This window comes from Erwinia sorbitola (assembly GCF_009738185.1).
Lineage (GTDB): Bacteria > Pseudomonadota > Gammaproteobacteria > Enterobacterales > Enterobacteriaceae > Erwinia > Erwinia sorbitola.
Genome location: NZ_CP046509.1, coordinates 4,667,391 through 4,678,764 on the forward strand (window position 1 = coordinate 4,667,391; position 11,374 = coordinate 4,678,764).

The following is an 11,374-nucleotide window of genomic DNA, read 5'->3' on the forward strand; positions in this document are numbered from 1 at the left end:
GTGGATAACTATGCTCAATACCGTCTGATAACCGGTGTTTATCCCAAGAACAACTTGGTACCCTCCCGGAGCCTGTGCATAACATGCCATTTTGATCCCAGCTTATACGGATCAGGATCACCGATCATTAACAGCTAATGATCGTCACTAATGCTTTGATCGTTAACAGCAAAACAGGCTTATCCACAGAGATCGTCGATCCTAATAGAAGATCTAATAAAGAGATCTCTAAATAAAAAAGATCTTCTTTTTAATACACGAAGATCCCGGTGCTTTCGCCATCGTCTAAAGTTGAGTAGAATCCACGCCCTCAGCAACACTCTCTTAATTCGCACAAACCGCGAGGTGCAGTACCATGTTTTATCCAGATCCTTTTGACGTCATCGTGATTGGTGGTGGTCATGCGGGAACGGAAGCCGCGATGGCCGCTGCCCGTATGGGTCAACAAACCCTGTTATTAACCCATAACATCGACACACTGGGGCAGATGTCCTGCAACCCGGCAATCGGCGGTATCGGAAAAGGACATCTGGTTAAAGAAGTGGACGCACTGGGCGGGCTGATGGCGCATGCCATTGACCAGGCAGGCATTCAGTTTAGGATACTAAACGCCAGCAAAGGGCCAGCGGTACGGGCTACTCGTGCACAGGCCGATCGCGTACTCTATCGTCAGGCAGTTCGTACTGCACTGGAGAACCAGCCTAACCTGATGATCTTCCAACAGGCGGTTGAGGATCTGATTGTCGAAAACGATCGTGTCGTGGGTGCTGTCACCCAGATGGGCCTGAAGTTTCGTGCTAAAGCCGTTGTTCTGACCGTTGGTACCTTCCTCGATGGTAAAATCCACATCGGTATGGATAACTACAGCGGTGGCCGTGCCGGGGATCCTCCCTCCATCTCGTTATCACATCGTCTGCGTGAACTGCCTCTGCGTGTAGGCCGACTTAAAACCGGAACACCTCCACGTATCGATGCCAGAACCATTGATTTCAGCGTACTGGCACCACAGCACGGTGACACACCAATGCCGGTGTTCTCGTTTATGGGCAATGTCAGCCAGCATCCGCAACAGGTGCCGTGTTACATCACCTACACCAACGAGAAAACCCATGATGTGATCCGCAATAACCTCGATCGCAGTCCAATGTATGCGGGAGTGATTGAAGGGATAGGACCACGTTACTGCCCATCGATCGAAGACAAAGTAATGCGCTTTGCCGATCGTAATGCACACCAGATCTTCCTGGAACCGGAAGGACTGACCAGCAACGAGATCTACCCGAACGGCATCTCCACCAGCCTGCCGTTTGATGTTCAGATGCAGATCGTTCGTTCAATGCAGGGAATGGAAAATGCCAAAATTGTCCGCCCTGGCTATGCAATTGAGTACGATTTCTTCGATCCCCGCGATCTGAAACCTACGCTGGAAAGCAAATATATCAATGGCCTGTTCTTTGCGGGACAGATCAACGGCACCACCGGCTATGAAGAAGCTGCCGCGCAGGGTCTGCTGGCTGGACTGAATGCAGGGCGCCTCTCCGCTGAGAAAGAGTGCTGGGCACCGCGTCGCGATCAGGCCTACCTCGGCGTACTGGTTGACGATCTCTGCACTCTCGGCACCAAAGAGCCGTACCGCATGTTTACCTCCCGTGCGGAATATCGTCTGATGCTGCGTGAAGACAATGCCGATCTGCGCCTGACCGCTGCCGGTCGCGAGCTGGGTCTGGTGGATGATGCTCGCTGGGCACGCTTCAACGAGAAGCTGGAAAGCATTGAGCTTGAACGTCAGCGCCTGCGTGATATCTGGGTGCATCCAAAATCAGAGTGTGTCGCAGAGGTGAATACGCTGCTGAGTGCCGGGCTGACAAAAGAAGCCAGCGGTGAAGATCTGCTGCGCCGCCCGGAAATGACTTACCAGAACCTGATGACCCTGAGCAGCTTCGGCCCGGCCCTGGCCGATCCGCAGGCTGCTGAACAGGTTGAGATTCAGGTGAAATACGAAGGCTATATTGTCCGCCAGCAGGAAGAGATTGACCGCCAGCTGCGCAATGAGAGCACCCTGCTGCCAGTAGATCTGGATTATCGTCAGGTGAGCGGCCTCTCCAATGAAGTGATCGCGAAGCTCAACGATCACAAGCCAGGATCAATTGGTCAGGCGTCGCGCATTTCAGGTATTACACCGGCAGCCATCTCCATTTTACTTATTTATCTTAAAAAACAGGGCCTGCTGCGCAAAAGCGCCTGACCTGAAATACGGGGTGGGCATGCCCACCCCTACAGGACTTCTTCGTGATAAACAAACTCTCCGCACTGCTTGAAAGAGCCGGTATTTCCCTGTCCGATCAGCAGAAACAGCAGCTGGTCGGCTATGTCTCAATGCTGCATAAATGGAACAAGGCTTACAACCTCACCTCAGTGCGTGATCCTGAGCAGATGCTGGTACGCCATATTCTCGACAGCATCGTTGTGGAACCTCATCTGAAAGGAGAGCGTTTTATTGATGTTGGTACCGGGCCGGGGCTGCCGGGTATTCCACTGGCGATTGTCAGACCTCAGGCTCATTTCACACTGCTGGACAGCCTTGGCAAGCGTGTACGCTTTCTTAAGCAGGTGCAGCATGAGCTGAAGCTGGAGAATATCGCTCCGGTACAGAGCAGGGTAGAAGACTTCCCCGCCGAACCGCCTTTTGATGGCGTAATCAGCCGTGCATTTGCTTCACTGACGGATATGGTGGACTGGTGCCATCATCTGCCTGGTCAGCAGGGCCGCTTTTATGCTTTAAAAGGGGTAATGCCAGAGGATGAGATCGCGGTGTTACCTGTGGGCTTTACGGTAGAGAAAGTTATCCCACTGATTGTTCCGCAGCTTGAAGGCGAGCGCCATCTGGTGATTATTGCTCCGGCAGTATGATGCAGGAGCATCATAAAATAGCCTGCCAGCCTGTTTATCAGCACTGATTGGGTTTTTTAAGCTCAATTACTGCTCTTTTTAGCAAGTAAATCTGCTATTTCAGAGGTGATTACCCACTGAAATTATATGAATTTCTTGCTGTTCATGATGACGCACTTTAAGTATGGGTATCCAAAACGTGCTGATGTTAGGATGCCCCGTGGAAAATTTGCCTGGACGGAGCTGTTACCATCAGGTTAAATCAGCCGACGGAAATTATCTGAAAATGTCTGTTACATTTAACCATTACTTCACATTTGGTTATCAGTTCCGTCATATTATTGACGCTGTTTTAGGAAGATTATAGTCACATCCGAAAATATATTTTCCTAATAAGTTGGCGTGAGTAACTGCCTTAGAGATGTTAAATATTTGCTACGGATGTCAATAAGACCTTTTAATCGCGATAACCGGATGTTTTTACAAGTTATTATTGTATCTCTTTGATTTTAAGGCTTTTGTTCGATTTTTTCTACATGGAATCATTCATGGTTCTGGCAGGATGTTTAGTATTACATTGCTAATTTGTGATCTTACGCACGCTTTGTAAGCAATGATTGGCAGGCATTGCAGAAAAAACTTGATAAGCAGCAGTTGTGATTGGTTTTGGAAAATTGGTTTCTGGAAAGAAATTTAAATAATTGTTCACCTTTTCTCTACTTATCGATTGAAATCACAGGTGCGCCCCGTATAATTTGCACGGTTTTTGCTGCTTGACTCACAAGAGCAAAGGCAGTTTTATACGACACGCGACATACCCCTATTGGGGCAGGAGAGTTTCAGCGTCATGTCAGTGTCCCTTTACAGAGTTAAATTTGCCCGAACCATACTGATGTTGCAGTTGGTGACCTTTGTCTTAATCGGTGCGCTGTTTTCCTTAAAAGATCTGACCTGGGGCGCGTCCGCCCTTGCCGGCGGGCTGGCAGCCTGGCTGCCGAACGTGTTGTTTATGATTTTTGCCTGGCGCCACCAGGCTGGGCATGAAGTAACGGGACGCCTTGCCTGGACTTTTGCGCTAGGTGAAGCGCTGAAGGTTCTCGTGACGATCCTCGTGATTATCGTGGCGCTGGGAGTGTTTAAGGCGGTGTTTACACCGCTGGGACTGGCCTGGTTATCGGTGCTGATTGTGCAAATCGTCGCACCGGCTGTAATTAACAACAAAGGGTAAGAGGCATCATGGCTGCAGGAGAAATCTCTACGCCGCAAGAATACATAGGTCATCATCTGAATAACCTTCAGCTTGATCTGCGTACCTTCGAGCTAGTGAATCCGCACGACGCATCGTCGTTCTGGGTATTAAATATCGACTCCATGTTTTTCTCTGTGGTGCTGGGACTGGTGTTCCTGGTGCTGTTTCGCAAAGTGGCGAAATCAGCGACCAGCGGCGTGCCGGGTAAATTACAGGCCGCTGTTGAGTTAGTTGTTGGTTTCGTTGACGACAACGTACGCGACATGTACCACGGTAAAAGCAAACTAATCGCTCCACTGGCCCTGACGATTTTCGTCTGGGTGTTCCTGATGAACTTCATGGACCTGCTGCCTATCGATTTGCTGCCGTATATCGGTGAGCATTATCTTGGCCTGCCAGCGTTGCGTGTGGTGCCTTCAGCAGACGTGAACGTTACGCTGTCGATGGCCCTTGGCGTATTTATTTTGATTCTGTTCTACAGCATCAAGATGAAAGGCATTGGCGGCTTTACTAAAGAGCTGACATTGCAACCCTTCAACCACCCTGTGTTCATTCCGATCAACCTGATTCTGGAAGGTGTGAGTCTGCTGTCCAAACCAGTATCTCTGGGTCTGCGACTGTTCGGAAACATGTATGCGGGGGAATTGATTTTTATCCTGATTGCCGGTCTGTTGCCGTGGTGGTCACAGTGGATTCTGAATGTGCCTTGGGCCATTTTCCACATCCTGATCATTTCGTTGCAGGCTTTCATTTTCATGGTCTTAACGATTGTCTATCTGTCGATGGCATCTGAAGAACATTGATTTTTTTCTCAACACTACTGCGTTTTAACTGAAACAAACTGGAGACTGTCATGGAAAACCTGAATATGGATCTGCTGTACATGGCTGCCGCTGTGATGATGGGCCTGGCGGCAATCGGTGCTGCGATCGGTATCGGCATCCTCGGAGGCAAATTCCTGGAAGGCGCCGCACGCCAACCGGATCTGATTCCTCTGCTGCGTACGCAGTTCTTTGTTGTAATGGGTCTGGTGGATGCAATCCCGATGATCGCTGTTGGTCTGGGTCTGTACGTGATGTTTGCTGTCGCGTAAAACCGTTTGTTCATCTCTGTACGTGAGTACGGCGATGAACGGCTTCTGCCGCTGTAATGACAGCGGCAGAAAACGTTAACTTAACAAGAGGCATTGTGCTGTGAACATTAACGCAACAATCCTCGGCCAGGCTATCGCGTTCATCCTGTTTGTAGCGTTCTGCATGAAGTACGTATGGCCGCCGCTTATGGCTGCTATCGAAAAGCGCCAGAAAGAAGTTGCCGAAGGCCTTGCTTCCGCTGAACGTGCCAAGAAAGATTTGGATCTCGCGCAGTCTAATGCGACCGATCAGTTGAAAAAAGCGAAAGAAGACGCTCAGGTAATCATCGAGCAGGCGAACAAACGCCGCGCTCAGATCCTGGACGAAGTTAAAGCTGAGGCTGAGCAGGAACGTAACAAGATCGTCGCCCAGGCGCTGGCTGAAATTGACGCCGAGCGCAAGCGTGCACGTGAAGAGTTGCGCAAGCAGGTCGCGATGCTGGCTGTTGCCGGCGCCGAGAAAATCATTGAACGTTCCGTGGATGAAGCTGCTAACAGCGACATCGTAGATAAACTGGTCGCTGAACTGTAAGGGAGGGGCTGATGTCTGAATTTACTACCGTAGCTCGCCCCTACGCCAAAGCCGCTTTTGACTTTGCGGTTGAGCATCAAAGTGTCGATAGCTGGCAGCAGATGCTGGCGTTTGCCGCCTCGGTGGCAAGCAATGAACAGATGACAGATTTACTTTCCGGCGCTCTCGCGCCGGAAGCATTGTCTGAAACATTCATCGCAATTTGTGGTGATCAACTCGACGAAGCCGGCCAGAACCTGATTAAGGTGATGGCTGAAAACGGACGTTTACCAGCGCTTGCCGCTGTTCTGGAACAGTTCATCCAACTGCGTGCCGCACATGATGCGACCGTCGAGGTTGAAGTTATCTCTTCCATAACATTGAGTGATGAACAGCTGACTAAAATCAGCGCCGCGATGGAAAAACGTCTGTCACGCAAAGTTAAGCTGAATTGCAAAATTGATAAGTCTGTAATGGCGGGCGTAATCATCCGAGCGGGTGATATGGTCATTGACGGCAGCGTACGCGGTCGTCTTGAACGCCTCGCAGACGTCTTGCAGTCTTAAGGGGACTGGAGCATATGCAACTGAATTCCACCGAAATCAGCGAACTGATCAAGCAGCGCATTGCTCAGTTCAATGTAGTGAGCGAAGCTCACAACGAAGGTACTATCGTTTCTGTAAGTGACGGCATCATCCGCGTACACGGCCTGGCCGATGTGATGCAGGGTGAAATGATTGCCCTGCCGGGCAGCCGTTACGCAATCGCACTGAACCTGGAGCGCGACTCTGTTGGTGCAGTAGTGATGGGCCCATACGCTGACCTTGCCGAAGGCATGAAAGTTAAGTGTACTGGCCGTATTCTGGAAGTGCCTGTTGGCCGTGGCCTGCTGGGCCGCGTGGTGAACACCCTGGGTGCACCAATCGACGGTAAAGGCGCAATCGACAACGACGGTTTCTCTCCGATCGAAGTGATTGCACCAGGCGTTATCGATCGTCAGTCCGTTGACCAGCCTGTTCAGACCGGTTACAAATCTGTCGATGCAATGATTCCAATCGGCCGTGGCCAGCGTGAGCTGATCATCGGTGACCGTCAGACCGGTAAAACCGCGATGGCGATCGATGCAATCATCAACCAGCGCGACTCTGGCATCAAATGTGTGTACGTTGCTATCGGCCAGAAAGCCTCTACCATCGCTAACGTGGTACGCAAGCTGGAAGAACACAATGCGCTGGCTAACACCATCGTTGTTGTGGCAACTGCCTCAGAATCTGCTGCACTGCAATACCTGGCTCCGTATGCCGGTTGCGCCATGGGCGAATATTTCCGTGACCGCGGTGAAGATGCGCTGATCGTATATGATGACCTGTCTAAACAGGCTGTTGCTTACCGTCAGGTTTCTCTGCTGCTTCGCCGTCCACCAGGTCGTGAAGCCTTCCCAGGCGACGTGTTCTACCTCCACTCCCGTCTGCTGGAGCGTGCTTCCCGTGTGAGCGCCGACTATGTTGAGCGTTTCACCAATGGTGAAGTTAAAGGTAAAACCGGTTCACTGACCGCTCTGCCAATCATCGAAACCCAGGCGGGTGACGTTTCTGCGTTCGTTCCAACCAACGTAATCTCGATTACCGATGGTCAGATCTTCCTGGAAACTAACCTGTTCAACTCCGGTATTCGTCCGGCAGTTAACCCGGGTATCTCTGTATCTCGTGTTGGTGGTGCTGCTCAGACCAAGATCATCAAGAAACTGTCCGGTGGTATCCGTACCGCTCTGGCACAGTATCGTGAACTGGCTGCGTTCTCTCAGTTCGCATCCGATCTGGATGAAGCAACCCGCAAACAGTTGAGCCACGGTCAGAAAGTGACCGAGCTGCTGAAACAGAAACAGTATGCGCCGATGTCCGTAGCGCAGCAGGGTCTGGTGCTGTTTGCAGCCGAGCGCGGCTTCCTGAATGATGTCGAACTGGCGAAAATCGTTAGCTTCGAAGCGGCACTGCTTGCTTACGCAGATCGCGATCATGCAGAGCTGATGGCTGATATCAACCAGTCTGGTAACTATAACGGCGAAATCGAAGAGAAGCTGAAAGGCATCCTCGAAACGTTTAAAGCAACCCAGTCCTGGTAATGTCTGGCGGCTTGTCCTTTAGGGGGCAGGCCGCAAGGCTTTGAGGAGAAGCTTATGGCCGGCGCAAAAGAGATACGTAGTAAGATCGGCAGCGTGCAAAACACGCAGAAGATCACCAAAGCGATGGAAATGGTCGCCGCCTCCAAAATGCGTAAATCGCAAGAACGCATGGCGGCCAGCCGTCCTTATGCAGAGACCATGCGCAAAGTGATTGGTCACATTGCGTTAGGTAATCTGGAATATAAGCACCCATACCTGGAAGATCGTGACGTTAAACGCGTTGGCTATCTGGTCGTATCTACCGACCGCGGGCTTTGTGGTGGTTTGAACATTAACCTGTTCAAAAAAGTGCTGGCAGATATGAAGGCCTGGTCTGAGAAAGGTGTTGAGAGCGATCTCGCCATTATCGGATCTAAAGGTCTGTCATTCTTCAGCTCAGTCGGTGGCAACGTGGTTGCCCAGGTTAACGGTATGGGTGATAAGCCTTCTCTGTCTGACCTGATTGGCCCTGTCAAAGTGATGCTGCAAGCATACGATGAAGGCCGTATCGATAAGCTGTTTGTTGTCAGTAACAAATTTATCAACACCATGTCTCAGTCTCCACAGATCGTACAGCTGCTGCCGTTACCGCCAGCAGATGATGCGGAAGGCGTTGTGAAGAAGAGTACCTGGGACTATCTGTATGAACCCGATCCGAAAGCGCTGCTGGATACATTACTGCGTCGCTACGTCGAGTCTCAGGTTTACCAGGGTGTTGTTGAAAACCTGGCCAGCGAGCAGGCCGCGCGAATGGTGGCGATGAAAGCCGCGACCGATAACGGCGGAAACCTGATCAAAGAGCTTCAGTTGGTATACAACAAAGCTCGTCAGGCCAGCATCACCCAGGAACTTACCGAGATTGTCGGTGGGGCCTCCGCGGTTTAACCAGGTATACGCAGAATTTAGGTAGAGGATTCAAGATGGCTACTGGAAAGATTGTCCAGGTAATCGGCGCCGTAGTTGACGTCGAATTCCCTCAGGACGCAGTACCACAAGTGTACAGCGCCCTTGAGGTTAAAAATGGTGATGTTCGTCTGGTGCTGGAAGTTCAGCAGCAGCTGGGCGGTGGCGTGGTTCGTACCATCGCTATGGGTTCTTCCGACGGCCTGAAGCGCGGCCTGGAAACGGTTGACCTTGAGCACCCGATTGAAGTACCAGTTGGTGTTGCAACACTTGGCCGTATCATGAACGTGCTGGGTGAGCCAATCGATATGAAAGGCGACATCGGCGAAGAAGAGCGCTGGGCGATTCACCGCGCAGCACCTTCATACGAAGATCAGTCTAACTCGCAGGAACTGCTGGAAACCGGCATCAAGGTTATCGACCTGATGTGTCCGTTCGCTAAGGGCGGTAAAGTCGGTCTGTTCGGTGGTGCGGGTGTGGGTAAAACCGTAAACATGATGGAACTGATCCGTAACATCGCGGCAGAACACTCAGGTTTCTCGGTATTTGCTGGCGTGGGTGAGCGTACTCGTGAGGGTAACGACTTCTACCACGAAATGACCGACTCTAACGTTATCGATAAAGTTTCTCTGGTCTATGGTCAGATGAACGAGCCACCAGGAAACCGTCTGCGCGTAGCGCTGACTGGCCTGACTATGGCTGAAAAGTTCCGTGACGAAGGTCGTGACGTTCTGCTGTTCATCGATAACATCTACCGTTACACCCTGGCCGGTACTGAAGTATCAGCACTGCTGGGTCGTATGCCTTCTGCGGTAGGTTATCAGCCAACGCTGGCGGAAGAGATGGGTGTTCTTCAGGAACGTATCACCTCTACCAAGACTGGTTCAATCACCTCCGTACAGGCCGTTTACGTACCAGCGGATGACTTGACTGACCCATCACCAGCCACCACCTTTGCTCACTTAGATGCAACCGTGGTACTGAGCCGTCAGATCGCTTCCCTGGGTATCTACCCGGCGGTTGACCCACTGGACTCTACCAGCCGTCAGCTGGATCCACTGGTTGTTGGTCAGGAGCACTATGACACTGCGCGTGGCGTTCAGTCACTGTTGCAGCGTTATCAGGAACTGAAAGACATCATCGCCATCCTGGGTATGGACGAACTGTCAGAAGAAGACAAACTGGTGGTAGCACGCTCTCGTAAGATGCAGCGCTTCCTGTCCCAGCCGTTCTTCGTGGCAGAAGTATTCACCGGTTCTCCGGGTAAATACGTGTCTCTGAAAGATACCATCCGTGGCTTTAAAGGCATCATGGAAGGCGAATTCGACCATATGCCAGAGCAGGCTTTCTACATGGTTGGTTCCATCGAAGAAGCCGTGGAAAAAGCGAAGAAACTGTAACTGTCTCCCCTAAATATTTCGGGTTACAGCAAGGTGGCAGGCGAGTGACCCCGATGAGCTTACAGCAGTAAGTGATTCGGGGGATCAGAGCCGCTATTGAAGGTGTAGTTTGAAGTATGACGGGGAAAGTTTCCCAGGAGATTAACAATGGCTATGACATTTCACCTGGACGTTGTCAGCGCAGAACTGCAAATGTTCACAGGCACTGTACAGAGCATCCAGGTATCAGGTAGCGAAGGTGAGCTGGGTATTCGCCCAAACCACGCCCCGCTTCTGACCGCCATTAAGCCTGGTATGATTCGCATCGTTAAACAGCACGGTGACGAAGAGGTCATTTACCTCTCCGGCGGCCTGTTGGAAGTGCAGCCTGGCGCGGTTACCGTGCTGGCTGACACAGCGATCCGCGGCAGCGATCTTGATGAAGCTCGCGCGCTGGAAGCGAAACGCAAAGCCGAAGAGCATATGAACAGCTCTCACGGTGATGTGGACTTCGCGATGGCGTCTGCGGAACTGGCTAAAGCGATCGCCAAACTGCGCGTGATCGAGTTAACCAAAAAAGCGATGTAATTCAGGTTTAAACAGTAAAAAGCCGATCAGGAAACTGATCGGCTTTTTTTTGCCTGTACTTCATAAGGTGATGGTCTGTCTGCGATTAAGGTAGCGCTGTTTCTACCGCTAAATGTTCGTATTTATTCTTAATTTCCTGCAACTCATTGCTTCGCGATAAATCAATGCACTTCATTACGATAAGTTCTGAGGTACCCTCTTTACTATGATACTTTTTCGCGAGAAATTTTTTTGCCAGCTCATCAGCTTCTTCATATGCTTCCGCAGGATAGGATCCTTGCTCAACATAAGCGCCTGAGGCAGAAAATGCGTATTCTTTAACAGCGCTGTCAGTAAAGCCTTTTGCCAGACATATGCTCAATGCAAAATTTTCCAAGTTATTATCCTGCATTACAGTGTCGTTGCGATCTTTTGCAATAGCAGGGACAGAGAGTAAAAGTATCAGTGTAATTGTTTTATAATTCATAATCTTATGTAGTCCTTTCCATAAAACTCAGTACGATAAACACTTGCTAAATATACTTAACGCCTTATTCAGCAGAGTGGTTGCGAGTCCTTTCTT

12 protein-coding genes are annotated in these 11,374 nt (G+C 50.7%); 11 read left to right on the top strand and 1 reads right to left on the bottom strand.

Annotated features, from left to right (window positions below; genetic code table 11):
• Positions 1 to 355: 355 nt before the first annotated feature.
• From mnmG to GN242_RS21240, 11 genes are all read left to right on the top strand, one after another.
• Complete coding sequence (mnmG, locus tag GN242_RS21190) at positions 356 to 2,245, top strand: tRNA uridine-5-carboxymethylaminomethyl(34) synthesis enzyme MnmG (RefSeq protein WP_154753231.1); 1,890 nt, start codon at positions 356 to 358, stop codon at positions 2,243 to 2,245.
• Between the two features lie 44 nt (positions 2,246 to 2,289).
• On the top strand, positions 2,290 to 2,910 hold the full coding sequence (rsmG, locus tag GN242_RS21195) for a 16S rRNA (guanine(527)-N(7))-methyltransferase RsmG (RefSeq protein ID WP_156288158.1): 621 nt from the start codon (positions 2,290 to 2,292) through the stop codon (positions 2,908 to 2,910).
• Positions 2,911 to 3,736: 826 nt separating this feature from the next.
• Complete coding sequence (gene atpI, locus GN242_RS21200; protein ID WP_154753232.1) at positions 3,737 to 4,117, top strand: F0F1 ATP synthase subunit I; 381 nt, start codon at positions 3,737 to 3,739, stop codon at positions 4,115 to 4,117.
• A gap of 8 nt (positions 4,118 to 4,125) precedes the next feature.
• Positions 4,126 to 4,941 carry a F0F1 ATP synthase subunit A gene (gene atpB / locus GN242_RS21205; RefSeq protein ID WP_154753233.1) on the top strand — a complete coding sequence of 272 codons (816 nt, stop codon included), beginning with the start codon at positions 4,126 to 4,128 and terminating at the stop codon, positions 4,939 to 4,941.
• Positions 4,942 to 4,991: 50 nt separating this feature from the next.
• Positions 4,992 to 5,231: a F0F1 ATP synthase subunit C gene (gene atpE / locus GN242_RS21210; RefSeq protein ID WP_003849523.1), complete on the top strand. Its 240-nt coding sequence runs from the start codon at positions 4,992 to 4,994 to the stop codon at positions 5,229 to 5,231.
• 100 nt (positions 5,232 to 5,331) lie between these two features.
• Positions 5,332 to 5,802, top strand: a complete 471-nt coding sequence (atpF, locus tag GN242_RS21215) for a F0F1 ATP synthase subunit B (protein WP_156288159.1) — start codon at positions 5,332 to 5,334, stop codon at positions 5,800 to 5,802.
• A gap of 11 nt (positions 5,803 to 5,813) precedes the next feature.
• On the top strand, positions 5,814 to 6,347 hold the full coding sequence (gene atpH / locus GN242_RS21220; protein ID WP_154753234.1) for a F0F1 ATP synthase subunit delta: 534 nt from the start codon (positions 5,814 to 5,816) through the stop codon (positions 6,345 to 6,347).
• A gap of 14 nt (positions 6,348 to 6,361) precedes the next feature.
• Positions 6,362 to 7,903, top strand: coding sequence for a F0F1 ATP synthase subunit alpha (gene atpA / locus GN242_RS21225; RefSeq protein ID WP_154753235.1), 1,542 nt, complete (start codon positions 6,362 to 6,364; stop codon positions 7,901 to 7,903).
• 54 nt (positions 7,904 to 7,957) lie between these two features.
• The gene (gene atpG, locus GN242_RS21230; RefSeq protein WP_154753236.1) at positions 7,958 to 8,827 is read left to right on the top strand and encodes a F0F1 ATP synthase subunit gamma; all 870 of its coding nucleotides are present in this window, start codon (positions 7,958 to 7,960) and stop codon (positions 8,825 to 8,827) included.
• 35 nt (positions 8,828 to 8,862) lie between these two features.
• Positions 8,863 to 10,245, top strand: coding sequence for a F0F1 ATP synthase subunit beta (gene atpD, locus GN242_RS21235; RefSeq protein ID WP_154753237.1), 1,383 nt, complete (start codon positions 8,863 to 8,865; stop codon positions 10,243 to 10,245).
• A gap of 147 nt (positions 10,246 to 10,392) precedes the next feature.
• The gene (locus GN242_RS21240) at positions 10,393 to 10,812 is read left to right on the top strand and encodes a F0F1 ATP synthase subunit epsilon (protein WP_154753238.1); all 420 of its coding nucleotides are present in this window, start codon (positions 10,393 to 10,395) and stop codon (positions 10,810 to 10,812) included.
• A gap of 85 nt (positions 10,813 to 10,897) precedes the next feature.
• Here the strand turns inward: GN242_RS21240 and GN242_RS21245 are convergent, their stop codons facing one another.
• The gene (locus GN242_RS21245; RefSeq protein ID WP_156288160.1) at positions 10,898 to 11,278 is read right to left on the bottom strand and encodes a T6SS amidase immunity protein Tai4 family protein; all 381 of its coding nucleotides are present in this window, start codon (positions 11,276 to 11,278) and stop codon (positions 10,898 to 10,900) included.
• Between the last annotated feature and the right edge of the window lie 96 nt (positions 11,279 to 11,374).